18 protein-coding genes are annotated in these 21,482 nt (G+C 40.3%); 8 read left to right on the forward strand and 10 right to left on the reverse strand.

Annotated features, from left to right (window positions below; genetic code table 11):
- The first annotated feature begins 8 nt into the window (after positions 1 to 8).
- Complete coding sequence (locus tag HQM15_00275) at positions 9 to 398, forward strand: hypothetical protein (GenBank protein ID MBF0491200.1); 390 nt, start codon at positions 9 to 11, stop codon at positions 396 to 398.
- On the opposite strand, the gene HQM15_00280 is transcribed toward HQM15_00275, so the two are convergent.
- The 6 genes from HQM15_00280 to HQM15_00305 are packed head-to-tail and all read right to left on the reverse strand — an operon-like array spanning position 395 to position 6,098.
- The gene (locus HQM15_00280) at positions 395 to 3,118 is read right to left on the reverse strand and encodes a 1-acyl-sn-glycerol-3-phosphate acyltransferase (GenBank protein ID MBF0491201.1); all 2,724 of its coding nucleotides are present in this window, start codon (positions 3,116 to 3,118) and stop codon (positions 395 to 397) included. The genes HQM15_00275 and HQM15_00280 overlap by 4 nt on opposite strands.
- Positions 3,119 to 3,152: 34 nt before the next feature.
- The gene (locus HQM15_00285) at positions 3,153 to 3,953 is read right to left on the reverse strand and encodes a gamma-glutamyl-gamma-aminobutyrate hydrolase family protein (GenBank protein MBF0491202.1); all 801 of its coding nucleotides are present in this window, start codon (positions 3,951 to 3,953) and stop codon (positions 3,153 to 3,155) included.
- Positions 3,950 to 4,273, reverse strand: coding sequence for a DUF2442 domain-containing protein (locus HQM15_00290; GenBank protein ID MBF0491203.1), 324 nt, complete (start codon positions 4,271 to 4,273; stop codon positions 3,950 to 3,952). Before HQM15_00290 ends, HQM15_00285 begins: the two co-directional genes overlap by 4 nt.
- Before the next feature lie 42 nt (positions 4,274 to 4,315).
- Positions 4,316 to 4,702, reverse strand: coding sequence for a clan AA aspartic protease (locus HQM15_00295; GenBank protein MBF0491204.1), 387 nt, complete (start codon positions 4,700 to 4,702; stop codon positions 4,316 to 4,318).
- Between the two features lie 26 nt (positions 4,703 to 4,728).
- Complete coding sequence (locus tag HQM15_00300) at positions 4,729 to 5,043, reverse strand: hypothetical protein (protein MBF0491205.1); 315 nt, start codon at positions 5,041 to 5,043, stop codon at positions 4,729 to 4,731.
- Between the two features lie 8 nt (positions 5,044 to 5,051).
- Positions 5,052 to 6,098: a hypothetical protein gene (locus tag HQM15_00305; protein ID MBF0491206.1), complete on the reverse strand. Its 1,047-nt coding sequence runs from the start codon at positions 6,096 to 6,098 to the stop codon at positions 5,052 to 5,054.
- A 103-nt stretch (positions 6,099 to 6,201) separates the two neighbouring features.
- Between HQM15_00305 and HQM15_00310 the strand changes: the two genes are divergently transcribed.
- From HQM15_00310 to HQM15_00340, 7 genes are all read left to right on the forward strand, one after another.
- Positions 6,202 to 7,683 carry a hypothetical protein gene (locus HQM15_00310; GenBank protein ID MBF0491207.1) on the forward strand — a complete coding sequence of 494 codons (1,482 nt, stop codon included), beginning with the start codon at positions 6,202 to 6,204 and terminating at the stop codon, positions 7,681 to 7,683.
- Complete coding sequence (locus HQM15_00315) at positions 7,680 to 8,102, forward strand: nucleotidyltransferase substrate binding protein (protein MBF0491208.1); 423 nt, start codon at positions 7,680 to 7,682, stop codon at positions 8,100 to 8,102. The genes HQM15_00310 and HQM15_00315 overlap by 4 nt, the downstream gene beginning before the upstream one ends.
- Entirely contained in the window at positions 8,095 to 8,412 is a 318-nt protein-coding gene (locus HQM15_00320; GenBank protein MBF0491209.1) for a nucleotidyltransferase domain-containing protein, read from the forward strand. Before HQM15_00315 ends, HQM15_00320 begins: the two co-directional genes overlap by 8 nt.
- Positions 8,413 to 8,595: 183 nt before the next feature.
- The gene (locus HQM15_00325) at positions 8,596 to 12,840 is read left to right on the forward strand and encodes a fibronectin type III domain-containing protein (protein ID MBF0491210.1); all 4,245 of its coding nucleotides are present in this window, start codon (positions 8,596 to 8,598) and stop codon (positions 12,838 to 12,840) included.
- 1,112 nt (positions 12,841 to 13,952) lie between these two features.
- Positions 13,953 to 15,179, forward strand: coding sequence for a glycosyltransferase family 4 protein (locus tag HQM15_00330; protein ID MBF0491211.1), 1,227 nt, complete (start codon positions 13,953 to 13,955; stop codon positions 15,177 to 15,179).
- Positions 15,180 to 15,212: 33 nt separating this feature from the next.
- Positions 15,213 to 16,133 carry an NAD-dependent epimerase/dehydratase family protein gene (locus HQM15_00335; protein ID MBF0491212.1) on the forward strand — a complete coding sequence of 307 codons (921 nt, stop codon included), beginning with the start codon at positions 15,213 to 15,215 and terminating at the stop codon, positions 16,131 to 16,133.
- 16 nt (positions 16,134 to 16,149) lie between these two features.
- On the forward strand, positions 16,150 to 17,730 hold the full coding sequence (locus tag HQM15_00340; protein ID MBF0491213.1) for a hypothetical protein: 1,581 nt from the start codon (positions 16,150 to 16,152) through the stop codon (positions 17,728 to 17,730).
- A gap of 18 nt (positions 17,731 to 17,748) precedes the next feature.
- Here the strand turns inward: HQM15_00340 and HQM15_00345 are convergent, their stop codons facing one another.
- The 4 genes from HQM15_00345 to HQM15_00360 are packed head-to-tail and all read right to left on the reverse strand — an operon-like array spanning position 17,749 to position 21,472.
- Positions 17,749 to 18,924: a glycosyltransferase family 2 protein gene (locus HQM15_00345; GenBank protein MBF0491214.1), complete on the reverse strand. Its 1,176-nt coding sequence runs from the start codon at positions 18,922 to 18,924 to the stop codon at positions 17,749 to 17,751.
- Positions 18,924 to 20,444 carry a hypothetical protein gene (locus tag HQM15_00350; protein MBF0491215.1) on the reverse strand — a complete coding sequence of 507 codons (1,521 nt, stop codon included), beginning with the start codon at positions 20,442 to 20,444 and terminating at the stop codon, positions 18,924 to 18,926. The genes HQM15_00345 and HQM15_00350 overlap by 1 nt, the downstream gene beginning before the upstream one ends.
- Before the next feature lie 30 nt (positions 20,445 to 20,474).
- Positions 20,475 to 20,816: a phosphoheptose isomerase gene (locus tag HQM15_00355; GenBank protein ID MBF0491216.1), complete on the reverse strand. Its 342-nt coding sequence runs from the start codon at positions 20,814 to 20,816 to the stop codon at positions 20,475 to 20,477.
- Positions 20,804 to 21,472: a fructose-6-phosphate aldolase gene (locus HQM15_00360; GenBank protein MBF0491217.1), complete on the reverse strand. Its 669-nt coding sequence runs from the start codon at positions 21,470 to 21,472 to the stop codon at positions 20,804 to 20,806. Before HQM15_00360 ends, HQM15_00355 begins: the two co-directional genes overlap by 13 nt.
- Between the last annotated feature and the right edge of the window lie 10 nt (positions 21,473 to 21,482).

The following is a 21,482-nucleotide window of genomic DNA, read 5'->3' on the forward strand; positions in this document are numbered from 1 at the left end:
GACTTGCTGTGCTTCTTACACCCAACCAGAAACTGTTTTTGCTGACCAACCTGGGCCTTCAACTTCCAGAAAACAAGACTTTCAATTTGGAGGTAGTTCCCGAGGGACTCCTTTTCAGTCCCGCCTTCGGAGCAGGTTCACAAAATTGTGACTGCGCTTTATTAATCACGCGAGAGCGGGCTGAAATCTTAATGGGGAGTCTCTGCAGAAACGATAATTGGAGAACCTTTTCTCCTATTTGGAGGCCGTCGGGCTGTCTCTCGGACACCAATCTTTTTAGAGAGACGCGTGCGGCCATCGCGCTCATCCAAGGAGCTGCTACTTATATAGATGCCCGCTTTCTACGAACCCACCGTTTGCAGATAGAAAATATTCGGCGGCAGTTCTTGCAAGATTAAGCACCGCTGGCTTCTGGAGCCTCTTTTTCAAGGGGAAGATAAGACGACAACCTGTTGAAACAGTGCAGCAGCTCATTTATTTTTTGAGGGGTGGCAAAGTTCGAATAAATTTTCAGGCCTCGCTTGCCCAATTCCTTTTCATGGCTTTTGAGTAAACCCAAGGCCTTAAAAGAGGCCATCGTATTTTGAAGAATAAATTGGCTCAGGCTTTCGGGTTTCGTAATTTCACCCTTTAAATAAAGGATATTTCCCCACTGTAAGATCTTGCCAATCAGATTCTTTTCTTCCCATTTTACAAAGGAGTTCAAGGCCAGAAATTCCAAGGCCAGACTATAGGCCTCACGAAGATCAGCAGAAAGTTCTGCCATAAATTCTAAGGTGATCCTGTTTTGAGGCATCCAATTTAAGCTCTTTAAGTCGGCCCAGGCTTCTTGAAAAGGAAGCTGCCCTACAAATTCAAAGGCAAATAACTCACTCAATCGGCTGTATTGTAGATGCAATTGATCTAAAAAAGTCTCCGAGGGAGTTTCGAGGACCTTCGGATTTTGAAGAAGGAGAAAGCTCAGCAAGCTGAGGTGTATCACATGCGTCATGAGGGAGTTTTTGTAGAAATTCAGGTGACTGCGATGCTGGGCCTCCACCACGTAGAAGTTCTCCTTCCCGTCATGATGTTCGCTCACTAAACCCTGCTTCGTATAGCGTTTCAGACCTTGATGGATGGCAGGTAGATATTGATTTTGAAGGGCTTCTGAAAGATTTACGTTTCGAAGACGCAAGGCAGCTTGCAAATCTTCTAGACGGGCACAAATCTCCTCAAGGGAATGCCCTTTGAGCCGCGAAGCCAGGAGGGCCGCCGAAATCAGTGCAGGTGCGGTGACAATAGCACTTTGGTTGATCTCCTTAGAAATTTCCAAGGCGAGTTGCCTTACCCCCTTGCGAATCTCTTCTTTTTCGGAAAGAGAACTGAATCCTTTTTTATCACTAAAGTCTTTTGCTGAGATGGGCTCGCCAAAGCGAACATAAATTTGCCCCGAGCGGTGTTTGAGATGTTTTCTGATTTTGAAGAGATCCAAAAAGCTTTCGCCTTTCTTTTGGGCCCCCTTGCTTTCACTAAAATAGCTTTGCTCCTCCAACACCTTTTCATAGGTGATGGAAATGGGCACAAAGATTAAATCTTCGTGTTGCTGTTCCAGAAAATTATCCATCAGAATGGAAAGCAGACCCGTCTTGGGCTGTTCCAGCTTTCCACTGCGCGAGCGGGTTCCTTCGATAAAAAACTCATGAAAATAACCTTCTGCCGTCAGGGCCTTGACGTAGGCCTTAAATAAAAGGGGATAAAGTTTATCGTCTCCAAAACTGCGTTTGATGAAATAGGCGCCTGATTTTCGAAAGACATAACCCATGGGCCAGAAAGAAAGATTTTCTCCCGCCGCCACCATGGGCACCGACAGGCTGTGCGAATAAAAGACATAGGAAAGCAGCAGGTAATCGACATGAGAGCGATGAGAGGGGATGAGCACGATGGATGATTTTTTGGACAGGTCCTTGATTTTTTGCAGCACCGCTTCATCCACCGAAAGCCCTTCGTAGACATGATTAAAAACCCAGCGCAGAAAAAAGGCCCATAAATCGATGTAGGTGTAATTGGGGTCGGCGACAATTTTTTCCAAAACCTTTTCGGCCTCCAAATAGAGAGAGTCCGTCGGAAGCCTTTTTTCCTGGGCCAGGGCCATTAAATCCTGCCTCAGAGTTTTGTCCTGGAGCACCAGATCGATCATTCGTTTTCTATCTTTCAAACGAGGACCGGTGATGGCCTTTTGCTCTTTGTGAAAGATTTGATGCAATTCTTTTTGCAATACCTTCGCCTGGTCAAAAATATCTAACGACTGATGCCCCTTGATCCAGGCGCTCAGGGAGATGGGATTTCCGGTTTGTGCCAGGGCATGTTTTTTATAATGCCTGAAAAAGATGGCGAGTTTTCGTAAGGTGCCTGGATTTTCTCTTTCGCCAAATAAAATATCCACCAAAGAACGCTCTTCGCTGCCGGGCCGGTGATCATAAGCAAAGGTGAGGGGAATGAGGCATACTTCCTGATTCGCCTCCTCTTTCTCCAGTTCAAACTTTTGGACGCTTTCGAGCAAAGGCAACAGCACATCTTTCGATTGCAAATCCTTCGCGTCCAGATATTCGGGCAGATTTAAAAATAAAAAGGAAACTTCCTGCTTTAAATCCATCGCTAGGGGGGCCGACGATTTTTCCTGGATGTTCTGAAGATAATCTTCGGGAAACCCGCCATGGCTGTAGGCAAAATGGAGACGGGCAATTTTGTGAACAAAGAATTTTTTGAGCGGCATCCACCAATACATGCGCAGCAGGTTGGCGCGTGTGGCGAGGGGCAGGTTTTCTTTTAAAAAAAGATGATTGAAAAAATTGTATTCCACCTGACCCCAATTGCGCATCATATAAACCACAGGACCCTTTTGACTGGCTTGTCTGATTTTTTCCACATCCTGGGGATGAATTTGAATACGATTTAAAGATCCTCGAAACATCAAACGGTGAAATAAATTAAATTTCTGAAGCATGGCCGAAACAAAGAGCGGTCCTGATTCTGCAATCCAGAGATTGAAGCGGTCGGGATATTTTTTTTGAAAATGAAAATACAGAGGTCTGAGTAGGGTGGCAATGAAGAGGCGAAGGAAATGAGAAACGGTTTTCATAAATAGTACGATGGGGTCAAGAATTTATTGGATTTCACTTCAACAAAGCCACCCAGCCCGTAGCAATCTGATGCGCCCAGCGACGCAGTCCGGGAAGGTATTTAAGCATGTCCGTCAAAATTTGCCTGGGATTTAAACCGGCCGTGATAATTTCCTGTTCCCCAATTTCTACCCAGTTTCTCAGCATGCTATCGGTCATCTCCGGGTGAAATTGCAAACCATACACCCGATCCATATAGCGAAACGCCTGGTTGATAAAAAGCGCAGAACCCGCCAGGCGCATGGCCCCGCTGGGAATATCAAACGTTTCCCCATGCCATTGAAATAAAACGGAAGGAGAGGGAAGCATCCCAAAAATAGGATCTTTATTAGAAGCCGGCGCCAGAGTCAGCGGATACCAGCCGATTTCCCTCAGAATGTTTCCCTTCAATATTCCCCTCCCCCCCTGAGGGGGAGGGTGTCCGCCAGAGGCGGACGGGAGAGGGGCAGGAGGACCAGGGAGAGGGGTAGAAATAGAATACACCTTCGCCCCCAAAGCCTTCGCAATCAGCTGGGCCCCCAAACACACCCCTAAAAGGGGAAGCCGTAACTGAATGGCCTGGAGAATCATCTTCAACTCATCGGCAATAAATTGAAGCTTAGCTCCATCGTTCGCACTCATAGAACCACCCATCAGGACAATGCCCGAATAATCGCAAAGCTCTTCATCGAGAGGAACTGGATCGCCCAAAAAAAGTTTTTTAGTGATGACCTGCTGGCCCGGTTTGTGGAACAAGGGCTCAAAGGCGCCAATGCCTTCGTGGGCTTCGTGTTGGAGGACGAGTATTTTTTTCATGGGTGTTCCATCCAAAAGCGAAGGGAGTCCGGACAAAGTTCAAAACCATTAGGCCAGGCCAAGGCACCCGATTCAACAAAACATTTCTCAAAAATCCCTCCTCTGAGGACCTCTGCAGCCAGACCCTTTGGATGTAAAAAAAGGTGTTGAAGCGAAACAGCAGCTTTACATCCATCTTGAAATAATAAGCTCACTTGAAAATTTTCCAAGCTTACCTTCAAAATCTTTTGAACACTATTTCCTAAAGAGACCGGGGTGATTCTTACTTTTCCAGCCCTTGTATTCTTTTTGACGTCTTGTTTTCTTGCGCGAGTTGCCATGCTCTCCTCAATTCAAGAAATGCAGCGATGATAGGCATAAAATTATTTTCTTCGCTTGGGCTTCAACTTCTTCAACCTCACCGAGGGCATTCTTTTCAGTTTTTGATTTTTGGGGTCAATATCAATCCCCACCGATTCTAAAGCAGTCACCCCCAAAATGGGTTCAGTGCCAGGATCTCCAAAGATAATGGTACCTCCAACAATTTCTCCCATAAACTCTATATCACCCGTTGTAATGTCCATTTTTATTTCACTTCCATCCCCCAGTTCATAAGTGCGCTGAGATTTAGGCTTGAGTCCTATAGCTTCTAAATGATCTCGCGGGACCAGAGAATCGATCGCTCCACTATCCACAAGGAAAAGCCCTTCCCAAGATTTTTTTGGATTTGCTGGATTGCGAATGGTAACTGTGACATGTGTGGCGCCCATAAAATACTCCCTTATCCATGAGGATACTAATATTCTTCCCGTTCCAAAAGCTCAATCTCAGGAAAAATTTCTTTCAGCAAAGCTTCCCAGTATTGAGGGCGCTGGGTTTCCTCGATTTTAATTAAAACTTGAAATTCTTTATAAAGGACTCGATGGTTTTCATCGTCGATAAACCAATTGAGTAATATACAAATTTTTTCTCCTGTATTGAGATCGTAAGAATAATACTCCCCATAATGATCGCTAATTCTTCCAACAGGACTTACTGGAACGATCTTGTTTAATTCAAGATACAATACCTCAACATCACCTTTTTTTAACCCATACAAATCGTAGATCATACTTCCACCTATTTCTTAAGAAAATTGATATAGTACCCTCTCTGCGAAAGAGTTGCTTCAGAATCATAAATCACAAAAGTAACTTCTCTCTGAAAATAATTTTTTAATTCTAGAGTCAATTGATGTAGCCCTAGCTTTTCTGAATAATTGGGCTCTAAAGGCCATGTTCGTCTTCTGCTTGCAAGAGGCGCTCTCACTTCCTTCGCCCTCTCAAAAATCTCCTTCCCCGAAATAGAAAAATCAAAATCGCTTCGTTTCACTGCATCAAAAGCATGACCCAGTCTAAAATTCTTCCCTGTCACCGCACTCCCAAACAGGTGAGCTTTGGCTTCCGGAAACCCTGCTTCTGCAAGGGCTTGATGGATCTTATTCCCCACCACCTCAAATTCCGCAACATCTTTAAATCCATGGGGTAACTTTGAAAGTGCCTTAAATTTGGAAATATCCCCTATCGCCCCAATCTCACCCAACTCCCCAATCTTCCCCACTTTTGCAACAGGAGCAATCAAAGTCGCAACTTCAAAAGCAATCGAGCCTTTCCCTTCATCACTATTCCATTTTTCCTGATACTGCTGTTTAACCCCTTCCCAAGTCTGCAAGGGATGCAAGGCCATGTTGCCCAAGCCTTCCAGAGGCTTCATGCCTGGCATCATTCGGAGATTTTCTTTGAAATTTTCCTTTGCCCCTTCCCAGGTTTTGTTCTGTTCCGCGTGATAACCAAAATGTTCCCATTCTTTTTTGAAAGAATCGTAAATATTTTCTAAAGGAGAAAGTGAGACCACCCCCTTAATCATTTCTCCAGGGCCATCGATAAAAAATCCTTTTAAAAAATGGGTGGCTCGTTTTCTTAACTCGGAAGTATTTGCATCCCAAGCGCTTTTTCGTTTTTCGAGAGCAGAAAAACCCTTTTGCATGTCCTGACTAAAAAAAGGAGAGCCTTGTTGCCTTTCTTTTATTTCCTGAGCCTGAGAATCATCAATTTCAGTCTCTACTTTTGCAGAGAAGGTCGAGGGCTTGATTTCTTTTAAATTGGATCGGAGGAGTGCTTGTGTCATAGCTTGTGGAAAAAGCAGGAGCTGTGCCAAAAAATTAAAACTTGAAATTGAAGCACTTACAAAAATGAAAAAAATGAGCGGCATCCGATTTTCAGACACGAGTATGAAAACAAAACAAAAGATTTACACCCTCACCCTACCCTCTTCCCTCTCCCAACTCCGCTCTACCCTCCTCCCTTGGTACCAGCAGCACAAGCGCAGTCTACCTTGGCGCCAGACGAAAGACCCATACAAAATCTGGCTTTCCGAAATCATGTTACAGCAAACGCAAGTCACCACCGTGATTGATTACTATCAGCGTTTTCTAAAAAAATTCCCTACCTTGGAGAGTTTGGCTAAGGCTAAAGAACAAGACGTGCTCACCCTGTGGTCAGGGCTGGGCTACTACAGCCGAGCCAAAAATCTGCAAAAAGCCGCCCAAAAAATTGTTCAAAACTATCATGGAATTTTTCCAAACGATCCGGCTGAAATGCTCAAACTCCCGGGCATAGGCCTCTACACTCGAGGTGCCATTGCCAGTATTGCCTTTGATTTGCCGGTGGCTTTGGTGGATGGAAATGTGATTCGCGTGTATTCCAGATTACTCGCACTTGCGGGATCGCCTTCGGACGCAAAATTTGTGAAGGAAATTTGGAGAGTGGCGGAGGGGGTGATTGAGAAGTTAGACGTGAGACGTGAGACGAAAGAAGTAAAAAGTAAAACTGAAAAAAACCCAGGTCTTTCGTCTCACCTCTCACGTCTCACGTCTTCCCCTCCCCATTCCCCTGGCGACTTCAACCAGGCCCTCATGGAACTGGGCGCCACGATTTGCAGCCCAAAAAATCCCAGCTGTCTGATTTGCCCACTTCAAAAATGTTGTGAAGGAAAATTACTGGGCCCTGAAAATTTCCCGGAGAAGAAAAAGAGGACGAAAACGAAGGAAATGACGCGCGTAGTGTGGGTGATGCTGGAGCATGAGAAAGGGTGCAGATGCATTTTACCTCACCCTGACCCTTTCCTCAAGAAGGAAGCAGAATCCCCTCTCCCTCGAGGGGAGAGGGCCGGGGTGAGGGTGATAAATCAACTGGACCCCCACTGCAAAATCCAACTGATTCAAGACCCCAATACCCGTTGGCACAAGGGCTTGTGGCAGTTGCCTGGGGAATGGGAGGAGGGAAGAGGAAAAAGGAAAGAGGGAAGAGGGGAGAAGGGAGAAGGGAGACGTGAAACGAAAGACGTAAAAAGTGAAATGGGAAAAAGCTCCCATCTTCCGTCTCACCTCTTACGTCTCACACCTCACGTCTTACCCCTCCCCTCCTTCACCCACCACATAACCCATCATAAAATAAAGGTTTTGCCGTATTTGGTAAGAAAGTTAGAAGTAAGTCGTGAAACGAAAGACGTAAGACGGAAGACGAAAGAAGTGAGACGTGAAACGGGAAAAACATTTCCTCTTCCGTCTCACATCTCACATCTCACATCTCACGCATCTCCCCTCACGTCCCTCCCCCTCCCCCAGGCCCTAAAACTCCCCCTCCCCGCCCCGGACAAGAAAATTTTAAATTTCTTGCGAGAATTTATGGATAAAGGCAGGGCATCTAAATGACCTTAAAACTGACAAGTCTTACAAAAGCAATTGAATCGCTGGCAAAATCTGTTCAAGTTATTTCCTCTCCAAAACAGATGGAAGCGCTGACTCCTGAAGCACGAGAGACCATCCAATCGGGTGTCATTCAAAACTTTGAAGTCGCTTATGAACAAGCCTGGAAGATGATGAAACGCTGGATTGAAAACAATGTCGGGAGCACTGTGGTGGATGGCGTCAGTCGCAGAGAACTTTTTCGTTTAGCGGCTGAATCCCAATTGATTCAGGATGTCGATTTGTGGATGAGTTTTCATCAGGCAAGAAATGAAACTTCACACACTTATGACGGTGAGATTGTCGAAGAAGTGTTGGAAATAGCTTCTCGCTTTTTGCTGGAAGTCAAAAATCTTTATTCCTATCTGGAAAAACACAATGATTGATTTGCCCCAAACTACCCTTAAAACCATCCAAAATATTCTCAAAACCCGGCTTCCCCAAGCGGAAGTGCGCGCCTTTGGTTCGCGGGTGATGGGAACAGCTAAACCCTACTCCGATCTCGATTTAGTCATTCTAGACTCCCAAAAATTAGGCCTGAACACCCTGGCTACACTAAAAGAGGCCTTTCAAGAATCCAATATACCCATTCGTGTGGATGTTCTGGATTGGAACGCCATTAGCCCCGAATTTCGGGAAGTGATTGAGAAAAAGTACGAAATCCTTCAAAAATCAGAAAATCACAAAAAATTTTAAAAAACTTAGCAACATTTCTGAAGAAGTGACGAAAATGGAGAAGTTGACAATTTAGCCTTGTTGGATAGGGCTATTTCAAAATCCCCTCTCCTTACGAAGGAGAGGGTTAGGGTGAGGTCTTAATTGGATGCAATTTGATCTCAATTGAGACCTTCTTCCAACTCAAATACCTGGGGAGGTATTATGTTTCGTTCTTCCAAAAAAACTTTCTTCCTACTCTTACTCTTCACTCTTCACTCTTCGCTCTTTTCTCCCCTCGCCCAGGCAAGACAGAACTGGTTTGACTCCCTGAAAGATTTTTTCAAACAACAAATTGGTTCTGTGGATTTCAATATAAAACCTAACTCGACACAAAATCTCAATCCTGTCCAAAACACCTCTTTCGATCCCAGAATACGATTAAATCCCAACGTTATTTTCGATCCAAGCCTGTTGAGAGATGGCCCTACTCCCATGGAACCCTTTCGTTTGAATCCCGCTACGGCTTATGATCCTGTCCACCAGCGGTATTTGGTGGTTTGGGAACAGAAACCTGCCCTGGATAGCAGTGAAATTCATGCCCAGTATTACAGTCGGGAAGGAGTGGCTCAGGGCACGGACCTGCTCGTCAGTACTGCCCGACCTACTCAGGGTTGTTTGTACTCAGGCTTTCATAGCGATCGCCCTAATCTAACCCCGCTCAGCGAAGACAATTGCAAAGAGGCACGCAATCCTTCTGTGGCTTATAGCAATGGGAAATTTTTAATCCTCTGGGAACTGGGCGGAACCGCGCCTTATGCCTATAACGCTCACTATATAACTGAAATGCGCGATGGACATTCTGTACTCGTCCGTACCGACGAAGCCCCCACGGTGAATGAGGAAGGAAAGGTATTTTCTAACATCATCGCAAAAATGGTAAATGCCGACGACAGCCTAAGCCCTGCAAACCCCATGGGGCATGATAATAATTGGGATGAAGGCATTTTAATCTCCCAGTTCAACGTCTCGGTCAATCAGGATTATGTCTATAACGCAACCACTCGCCATTGGGATGCCTTTAACCCTGCAACAGCTACCGATATGGATGTGCAGGCCTGGTGGGTCTCCAAAAATCCAAAGGTTGCCGCTTTAACTCATGCGGGAGCCAGCGATCCTACGGGCTTTGTGGTGACTTGGGATTCCAACCGGGAATTCACCGATTGCCGCGAACCTATACGCCGCGCTTCCACGGGAGTTTTTGCCCGTTATATCGATGAAAATTTCCTGGGGCAAATTCCCAGAGGCAGCGCTAATCCCAACAAACCGGTCATCCCCATCAGTCGCGACGTTTCGGGAGATCCCACAACCACACCCGATCACCGTTGCAGCGGAGATGTGCAAGAAGCCAAAAAACCCAAATTGGCCGTGGCAGCTTCGAATGATGTCGTGCTGACTTACGAAAGCACAACGGCCAGTTTCCCCAACGCAACCGGCACGCCGACGCGCACACCCACTCGCATTGGTCTCAAAAAATTAAGTTTCTCCAATATACAAGGGATGAGCCACGAGAATAGCAGCAGCGATTTTGGAATTATCTTTCCTTCGACAGGCACAGAAAATCAGCAAAATCCGGATCTCCTTACTTATCGCAATCAAGTCGTGTTGGCCTATGATGACGCAAGCTCCATCTATCTTCAAAAATTTAATACCAGTCCTGCTTTATCGGCCACTTGCCCCATGGGGATGCCGACTTGCAGCCCTGTTCGTCTGGGGATGGAAGGCGATGCCGCGAAAACCAAACCTGTACTCGGAAGCAATTTAAATGGATCGGCCTGCCCCATGGCCCCTGCAGGGATGGAGACGGCCTGCAGACCCGACACCCTGGGCCTGAGTTATCTGGAAGCGGACAATGTGAAATTAGCCTTCCTGGATGCGGACAGCAATTTCAGCCCCGCTCGTCCCCCCGTCACTTTATCTTCCGGATCTACGACTAATGTGCCTGGGGCACTCGCCAGCAACGGCGTGGATTTCTTTGGCGCCTGGACGGGTGTTGCCGCTCATCGCACCAATATCTTCACGAGCGCCAGCCCCACCTTGGCAGCTCTCGTTGCTCCCACTTTAGTCACACCCAATGTGGATGCCAATTTACCCAGCACCACGGTAGATTTTTCCTGGTCGCATCCCGGTGGAACTGGGATTCAATATACCTTACAACTGGCCCCCATGGGATCGACCTTGGCAGATGTTGCCAGTTGTCAAAATGTCTCCACGACGATGTGTCGAGTCTCTACAGGTCTAAGCTTCGGCCAAAGCTATCAATGGCGTGTCAAAGCAGTAGACAGTCGATATAGAGGACGTGAAATTTTTTCGACGGAAACCAGAACCTTCAGACTCTCTGTGGATGCCTTACCCGCACCCGTACTAATTTCTCCAGCAGCCGATGCCTCCCTCACCTCGAACAGCGTTGATTTCTCATGGTCGCATCCCGGCGGAGCTGGCATTCAATACACCTTGCAACTGGGACAGGGGGGCATGCCCGCAACCGATGTCCCTACTTGCCAAAACATCACTGCCCTCACTTGCCGTGTGAGTGGACTGACTTTTGGACAGAGCTACCAATGGCGAGTGACCGCTCGCGACAGCACCATGCCTTTGCGCACTTCCGTTTCTGCCGAAACCCGAAGCTTTAATTTAGCGGTAGAAGTTCTGGCCCCCCCTGTTTTAATCAGCCCTGTCACTACACCCGTGGGCAGCCCTCTCACTTCCAACGCCATGGACTTCAGTTGGACTCATCCCGGTGGCGCAGGAATTCAATACACCTTGCAGCTTTCTCCCACGGGAATGGATCTGGTGGATGTCCCCACTTGTCAAAACATCACTGCCCTCACCTGTCACGTCAGCGGGCTGATGTGGGGACAGACCTATCAATGGCGAGTCACCGCTCGAGACAGCACCATGCCCTTGCGCACTTCCGTTTCTGCGGAGATGAGAACCTTTACCCTCATCGGTATTTTAGCGGCCCCTATGCTGGTCTCCCCTGATAACGCCGCAACTCTCAGCACAAACTCCGTCACCCTGCAATGGGCCGCCATGACACCCAGACCCGGCCTGGTCTACGATGTGTTTGTAGATGACATCACAACAAGCGGCAGCAGCACCCCCTTCGCCCGACAAACAGGCCTCAGCGGAAACAGCGCCGCAATCACAGGATTACTCGGCAGTCACGATTATCGCTGGTGGGTAGTGGCAAGAGATTCGACAGCGATGAGAATCGAATCGGACATGAGAAGAGATTTTCATGTGAACGATTTGAACCCACCGAGTGCCCCCGGACTCGCCGCCCAACCCGCAAACGGCGTCACCTGGGCACCCACAAGACTCTACTTAAGCTGGACCGCTTCCACCGATATAGACCCGGGTGATAGCATTACAGGCTACGACGTGTACTTCGTCGAAGGCACAACCGTACCCAGCGATGCCTGCCCCTACAAACGCGTCAGCACAAGCACCACCAACTTCATCATCCAAGCCAGCACCGATGGAAGAGCCACGTATGTGCCCGATATGACTGCACCTGCTGGTTTAACCTGCAGCATGACCTCAGGTGGTACACGCCCGATTTATTTACAAGCGCCAGACACAGGCATGACGAGTCGCGCGTACGCCTGGAAAATCTGTTCAGTAAATAACCATAATTTGAGAAGCTGCAGTGAAGTAAGACAATTTAACACAGATGATAGCGTGGTGGGTTGGTGGAGATTTGATGAAAGCCCGACAGGACCTGTTTGCCCAGCCGGCCTAGGCGGAGTTACTGCGCTCGGCGGTGATGTGGGTGAAACGGTATGTGATTATTCAGGGAAGGGAAATCATGGGGTTCCTCATGGAAGCCCGGTGTGGTTGCCTCCCGTGACGGGAGGTATGGCGGGGGTTTTGGGTGGGGCTTTGCAGTTTGATGGGGTGGATGATAAAGTGACGGTGGATAATTCTACACAGTTAAACCCTATCTCATTTTCCATACAATCTAATACTAGGGTTATATTGCCTACAATGGGCGAAGAAGGAGTAATTGATAAAAGGTTTGGGGGGTATGGATACAATTTAAGATTTTCTGGAAGTTCTTTTCCAATGCAAGTGGAGTTTAGAATAAAATCAGATGGTCCATCGGAAGATGCTGAAATATCTGGTGGTATAATACGATCTGAACTTTACACTCTCATTGGCACATATAACCATGTCACAAGAACAATTTCTTTATATAAAAACAATTCTCTGACAGGAAATCACATAGTGGATGCACCATTCGTGAGAACATCCCCGTCCACCGGGCCTATAGTCATTGGAGAACGTTCATTCACTGGAACTTCTCCTAGTTCTTTCACCGGGAGCATTGATGAAGTATTATTATATTCTAAATCGCTTATTGGGAGTGAAGCAATTAATAATCTTGAATCTGTTAATTTACCATAAATATTTAGTTTAAAATAAGTAATAATAGCTGTGATTGGGAACAACCAAAATTGATAATATATAATGTTATTAAACAAGCTAGAAAATAAAACTATTATAATAATATAATTTAAAAAGTCAGTTATTATTTCTCTTAAAATAATACCTTTACTCGATAATTGCCTTTTAATTTTAAAATAAAAAAAACTGAAAAATGTAAAAAAAACTAAAGAAAAAATTAACCCAAAACTTACAAATGTAAGTAATACAGATGAGTCGATTGGTAATGAGAAAGCATCAAAACCAATTCCAAGCACTGGGTGTTCAAAAAACAGATTAAACCCAAATTGAGCGGAATTCAGCCTAGCCAAAGCCGAACCATCACTATCCATATTCTCTAGCTTTCCTGAAAAATAAACCAATTTCTCAGGAAATACCAATGCAGAAAAAATTAAAACCAATAGAGCTGTTCCCGCAATAATAATGTTACCTTTTTTAAATTTAAATAAACTATAAGGGGATATTTTTTTTAGAAAAAAAGGAATTAAAATTAAAAAGAGAGTTCCAATGCCACTTCTCGATCCAGTCAATAGGATAGTAATTAAGAATATATATACAATTAATAGATAAATAATTTTATTTGTTAATTTATATAAATATTTACCTATCAAAACAGGAATACATGCTATTGAAGCGTAATAATTTGGATCAAAATAAGCAGAAATAAATCTTGCACTATGGGGATCGCCTTCAAAGGCAATTCCATGGGCATTTAAAAACAACCAAAACTCTGCAGAATCCGGAAAATATATATATATAACAAGACTGACAAAAAACAATACGATATACGCACATATAATTAAGTTACAAAACTCGACCGAGTTACATTTGTAAGTTTTAAAAAAGAAATACCCTGCAATTGTACCCGATAGAAGAATAGATACAACCCTTAGATAATATAATAAGGATGTAATGGAAAAACCATAAGCAGAAGTCCCATACAAATAAGAAATGGACAAAATAAATAATATTAATAACCAGCTTTTCACTATCTTAATAATTAGTCTTGTATAAAACGAATAGAAAAATAATACTGCATATAATAGGACTTCTGTGAATAACAGATTATTACTATGCAAATTAGTCAACGAAAGGTTAACTATTCTTGGCAAATTTCCAATGCTCAGATAAATAAATATGGTTATAAATACGATATATCTCATTTTTTATTATTGTTGAATTATTTCACTTTTGCCTTATTATACACCAAGAGACATGTTATGCAATCTATCGCTATTGACGTTCGGATGATCAATTCATCCGGTATTGGCACTTATTTACAAAACCTAATCCCATTAGTCATTTCCAATTATCCAAAGATAATTTTTTATCTCCTTGGCAACAAAGAAAAATTAGAAAAATATCAAAAATTAAAAAACGTCAATGTAGTTAATTTCAAATCGCCTATATACTCTATTATCGAACAATTTGAGTTTTTTAAAAAAACTCCGGAAAAAGCATCTCTCTTTTGGTCACCGCACTACAATATACCACTATTTTTTAAAGGTAAATTAATGGTAACGGTACATGATGTTTTTCATTTAGCAATGCCTCAATTTGTTTCTGGACTGGATAAAAAATTATACGCAAAATTCATGTTAAATGCCGTAAGTAAAAAAGCAGACACTATAATTTTCAATTCCAATTTTACTTCTAATGAATGGTCGCGTTTAATGAAAAAAAACAGAGGAAAAACTTGCATTACTTATTTAGGTATTTCGAAACCATTTTTATCAGTTTATAAAAAAAACAACCCGCACAATAATCCTTTCTTATTATATGTAGGTAATGTTAAGCCACATAAAAATTTAGCATGCCTCATAAAAGCATTTACCTTAATAATGGATTCAATCCCCCATGATTTAGTCATTGTTGGTAAAAAAGATGGCTTTATTACTAATGATAAAAATATAATTCAAGAAACAAGGCTATTGGGAGACAGAATTTTTTTTACAGGTCAAATTGATGACAATTTGTTAAAACAATATTATGCTCATGCAAGCATAATGGTTCATCCATCACTGTATGAAGGGTTTGGCTTTACACCACTTGAAGCTATGGCTACTTCTTGTCCTGTTATAGTTTCTAAAGTTGCTTCATTACCTGAAATTTGCTCTGATGCAGCTTTATACTTTAACCCTTATAACTTTAAAGAGTTGGCAGATCTAATCATTAATTTATTAAATGACAAAAAGCTTCAGGAAGTAATGCGTGCAAAAGGTTTGGAACAAGCAAAAAAGTTCACTTGGGAACAAACCTTAAAAGAAACGTGCCAAGTGATTGACAGATTATTGCAATAATTTAAAGTTCTGTTAGAAAGAATTTAACAATAAATGGGTACCATTCCTCAAACCAACATAGAAAAAAATATTTTTATAACTGGTGCTTCAGGCTTTATTGGATTGTCACTTCTACAACTTTTAAAAGAACAACAGTGCTATAATGTAAAAGCATTAGTAAGAAAATCTTCAAATATAAAATTATTACATAATAATATTGAATATACGTATGGTGATATTCGTAATTTTGATGAATTACAGAACTCTCTTAACGGCGTAGATATAGTTATTCATTTAGCAGCTTGTAAGGCAGATGAAAAAGAAAGTTATAACGTAAATGTTGAGGGTGCTAAAAACTTAATAAAAGCTTGTAAAATAAATGGTGTTCAAAAAATTATTAATGTTAGCACTCAATCTGCTCTTTTTAAAAAGAGAGGCATTTATGGTGAAACAAAGTTACAAGCTGATAAGTTATTCGAAGCATCTGGTTTAAATGTTGTTACTCTATATCCAAGTCTTGTTTATGGCTCAGATAAAACTGGAGTATTCTTAAAACTCATTAAACAAATATCAAGTCTACCTTTTATTCCTATTCTTGGGAATGGGAAGACTATTTTCCAACCCATATATGTTGAAGATATATCAAAAGTAATTTTATCTTGTATGATTCATGGGCCCTTAAAAAATTACTATGAGGTTGGTAGCGCCACACCTTTCACCTATGATGAAATTATTGATAAGCTACAAGCACATCTTTGCTTATCTAAGATAAAAGTTCATATCCCTTGGTTTTTAGGCTATTATGCCGCCCGTTTAATGAATATATTTTCACCTTCTCCTGCCGTTACCGTAAGTAACACACTTGGTTTATGTTCTAAAAATATTCGATCATTTGACATACAGCCTATTTTAACAGATTTAAACGTAAAACCTTTGTCTTTCGAAAAAGGCTTAAAAATTATTTTTAAAAATTAATTAACAGGGGAAACTTATGTTTATAATTGTGGGCTCTGGTCCGTCTGGAGTTGCTTGCGCCTTAGGCTTATTAGAAATGAATAAAAATGTACTAATGATTGACGTGGGTATTTCTTTAGAAAATGAAAAAAAAACATTGGTTAAGAAAATGTCATCTTTAAATAAAAATGCATGGCAACCTGAATGGTTAGATTCTTTTAAAGAAAAACAAAAAACCAGTATTAAAGGAATAAATAAAAAAAATGTATATGGGTCAGATTTTCCTTACCGATTAAACTCTTCTTTAAATAACACAATATTTAAAAACGCCACTGGTTATATTTCTAATGCTGAGGGGGGCTTAAGTAATGTTTGGGGAGGGGCAATATTACCATACACTTCTCGAGACACTCAGAGTTGGCCATTTCATATCTCTAGATTAAACCCACACTATAATTCATTACTATCTTATATAGATTACTCTCATGAAGGTGATAATTTTCTGGATATGTTTGATTTTAAATTTCAAAAATCTGAATCCAGCCTAAAACTAAGTCAACAAGCGCAGTGTTGCGTAGATTGTTTAAATAAATATAAAAAACAACTTTTAGATACGGGGATTATATTCTCTAAAGCTACATTAGCTACTAAAGTAAGTAGTGATTCTAAAAATGGATGCATTTATTGTGGTTTATGCCTACATGGATGTCCCTACGGATATATTTATAATTCCTTTTCAACTATTGAGATTTTAAAGAAAAATAAAAACTTTAAATTTTTAAAAGGACTATGCGTCCAATCAATAATAGAGAATAATAATCAAGTCGTAATTTCGGCTTTAACAGAAGAAGGAAAGATAAAAGAATTATCCGCAGAACGAGTTTATTTAGCCTGCGGCCCTTTAGCAACGGCTAAAGTTATCCTTACATCACAAGGGAGAGTTAATGAACCAATAATAATGAAAGATTCACAATATTTTCTATTACCTATTACATTTTCAAAAATTATAAGAAATGTTCATAATGAAGAATTGTATACTCTAGCTCAATTATTCATTGAATTATACGATTCGAAAATTAGCCCACATAACATACACCTACAACTTTATTCTTATAACGATTTAATATCTGATTTTTTTGAAAAGAAAGTTCCTTTTTCTAGGTGGCTAAAATCTATTAAAGAAATATTAATCTCCAGAATTGGGATTATACAAGGTTATTTACACTCAGATGACTCGTCTCATATTGAGGTATCTTTAAAAAAACATCATAAATTAACAAATTTGTATATAAATGGTTTCATTTCACCTAACCCTAAAAAAGTTATTAAGAAACTTATTTACAAAGTTAAACAAAATAAAGTTATGTTAGGCTTTAATCCAATCCAAACACTGTTAAGCATTGGTCTTCCTGGGCAAGGTTGGCACACTGGCTCCACTTTCCCAATGAAAGAAATAACTCTCAATCTTAACGAAAGTGACATTTATGGCAGACCGCACGAGTATAAAAGAACGCACATCGTTGATTCATCGGTACTCCCTTCTATTCCAGCAACTACAATCACCTTTTCGGTAATGGCAAATGCACACCGAATTGCTATAGAATCATCAAATTTATAATAATATCACGAGTCAAACTTATTTATGCGGCAATTTTAATACATTAATAAAGAAACTACCAAATATAATTTGAAAACCGAGTGCCAACATCATTGCCGCAGGAATTACCATTCGAAGACTGTCTGGATATGAAATAATCCCAAACTTATAATGCTTCCAATAAAGTATACTTTTAACTAACAGTGCAAATCCAATTACCACAAAAGACAATCCAGTTAAAATTCCTATTTCAAGATTTGAAAAAATATCGATATATTTAGTATTAACTTCATTAGGCAGTAGGCCGACAGATTTAGTAAAAATTTTTGTAAAAAATGAAAAATAGATAAGTTGAAAACCGATAATCATAGAGATAGATGAAAAGAGAAGAGTATTAGTATCCAAAACAACTTCACCTAAATGTATTGGGCTCTTTAATAACAATAATGTTAAAAACAGCCCTATAATAACAAGTAAAATTCCTGGAGTTAAAAAAAGCCACTTCGGACTGAAAAGTAACATAAATCTTAAATGCCTCCACCCATCTCTCCAACTTCTAAGATGAGGGGGTCTATCTCTACCATCCTTATACAAAGTAATTGGAGTTTGAGAGATTTTCATTTTTAAAAGAGTAGCTTTAATAACCATTTCAGAAGCAAATTCCATACCTGTTGTTTTTAAATTCATTTCATCAAATGCAGATTTATGAAAACCTCTAAGCCCACAATGAAAATCGACAACATTAGATTTGAAAAAAATTCTACCAATTGTACTCAAAATAGGATTTCCAATCCATCTGTGTTTCCAAGGCATAGCACCCGGCATTATTTTTCCACCGCCTCTTGGCATACGACACCCCATTACCAACTGATTCCCTTTTCTTAACTCTTCCACGATAGGGTAGATAGAACTAAAATCATAACTGTCATCCGCATCTCCCATGATAATTAAAGATCCATTGGCAACAGCGATACCACCCATAAGTGCTGCGCCATACCCTTTTTGTTTAACATCAACAACTTTTGCACCTAATTGTCTGGCGAGTTTTTGAGACCCATCAGTACTACCATTGTCTGCAATGATAATTTCACCTTGAATTTTATTTTTTTGTAAAGCAATTTTGGCCTTTTCTATACAAGGAGCCAGAGTCATGACCTCGTTCAAACAAGGCAACACAATCGATAATTCTAAATTTGATTCATTTGATGTCTGCATCAGGTGTCTCCGATTTTAAGTTTGGTATCTTTAAAATAAACTGCAGAAATCCATAAAATCCATATAGAGATAAGCGATACACACAAAAACTTTATTTTTTCTGGATTTGGTAATTTCTTTGAATATTTATCATTTAACTCACCTGAAGATTCAGTAGATAAAAAAATCATCCTAGACAAACCGGTCATCGGAAAAATTTGTTTTGAAAGAACATTTATCTGTTCATTATTTAATCTTATTCTAAAAATCTGATTACCATTAATTTTAGTTAATAATACTCCCCACGCAAAGAATGGAGGATAAAATTGAGGCTGCCAGTATGGCAAGGTATTATAATTAACGGTAGATGGAGTTACTTGAGAGGGAGGTAAAAGATAGTTTGATACAATAAGATTGTGCCTATAATTTATTGTAGGAAAAAATAATATGATTAAAAACAACATTGCACAAATAAATCTTTTTTTATTTTTTTGATACAGAATAAACAAACAATCTGAAATTTCTGGAATCAATGATAGTAGGAATGGAAAAATAAGCCTGTTACCCGCTATCCCATTTGCCCCATGCCAAAATGGGAAAAAACCAAAAAACATAAAAAGAAAAATAATAGCGGTATATTTATAAATAGCTTTTTTAAATATGGATCTAAACATAATTGGGAGAGCTATCAAAGGAAAAGTCCACAGAATTCCATAAGAAAAACTAAATAAGGCTTTAAATAAATTACTTATCGCAGTAACAAACATTATATTTCCAGAGTTTTCCATCTGATCTGTGTAAAATTCCAAATGTCCAAAATTGACAGAATGTTTAAAATAAAACCACATACTTAATAGAGAAAGAAAAACTGTAAAATACTTAGATATAAAACTTTTTCGAACAGATGGGGGCATTTTAATTATGAGTTCTGTTAGAGTAATTAAACAAAAAATAATGGAGTATGTCTTGATAGAAACCATTAAAAAATCTAGGACAGCAATGCTAAATGGATCAAATTTAGACAAAAGATTAAATGAACTATCGGTATAAAATAATCGAATTACTAGCAACAAACAGAGAGTATTTTCTATAAAACCACCTGTCAAAAAACTTATACCATAGCTCCCTACCCAAATTAATAATAGAACCGACAGTGATACAGAAATACTTTTACTTCTTTGAAAAAGATAATTAAAAGAAATCACTAAAGCAAAAAAAATAACCCCCACCTGCAAATAACTCATAGCCCACTCTCGAACCATATCGTTCTTCAAGAAAGGGATAGCCTTGCTAATCACATCTAGTATATACGAATAACCACTCTGCATAAAAAACCAAAATAAACGATGTGTAAACCATCCATCTAGTGAAGAATTGAGAGTGAAATTTGACCAAGAATAATTATATATTTTAAATTGTTGAACTGAAAGACAGACAGCACCTTCATCTCCTCCACATTTTCCACGACTCACTGCAATAGAAGTTAGAACACATAAAAAGATAAATATATAATAATTTATATTTCTAGTTTTGGAGGACATATCATTAAGATGTTTGAATTATTAATAGGATTACTCTAATTGGGCCTTCCAATTTTTAGAAAAAAACAAAGCCTTATCATCAATCATAATATCGCATCGAGGTTTTCCCATATATAATTCATGAAATTTAACACCCCAAGCTTTTAATTGATTTAAAGTTAAACTATACCCCTCTTTATACACCTTTATAATATCATTATTATTTCTACCCATAAATCGCGATGTATAGAAATTTATTTTATGACCTTTCTCATAAAGTTTATTGATTAACTCAATAGCGTCTTTAAAAGGAGTCAAATTTTCGTAATCCCCCTCACATTGAGAACATATTGTGCCATCAATATCAAATAGGAATGTCTTTAACTGAGCCATGATTGAAAATCAGAAATAAATTGGTTTACCGAGGCGGTTGTTTGGGGATGTGCACACATTTTAGAAACAATTTTGTAACCGGCCGTAACTATGTGCGCGCCTTTATTCCAAGAACTTACGATATCTTCTTCCCTTCGTATACTTCCCACAATGATTTCACAATTTAATTTAGATTGATTTAAAAAAGTTGCCACCTTTTCTATCACATTCAAAGGGTACCCACTTACATCGAGCAGACGATTATAAAACAAAGATACATATTTTGCTCCCGCCAATGCAGCCAGCATCATTTGAGATTCCGAGAAGCAACAAGTGCAATTTACTGGAATCCCTTTTTTTGATAGCTCTGATATTACTTCAAGTTCATCCCAGCCAATAGGAACTTTGATAGCAATATTTTTGTAGTCCAGCTTTTCATAAAATTCTAACCCTTGTGATATCATTTCAGAAGGCTTGGTAGCAAACACTTCAACACTAATAGGTAAACCATCATTATATTTTTTTGTGAGAGAGATTATTTTTTTAATATGCCCTAAAAAATCAGACTTAGGTTCTTTTGAAATAATAGATGGATTAGTTGTAATACCCGACACGATCCCTTTTTTTAAAGAATCCTCAATTTCACTAAGATTTGCTGTATCGATAAATAATTTCATAGGTTACCTT

The sequence above is a fragment of the Deltaproteobacteria bacterium genome (genome assembly GCA_015233135.1).
Lineage (GTDB): Bacteria > UBA10199 > UBA10199 > JADFYH01 > JADFYH01 > JADFYH01.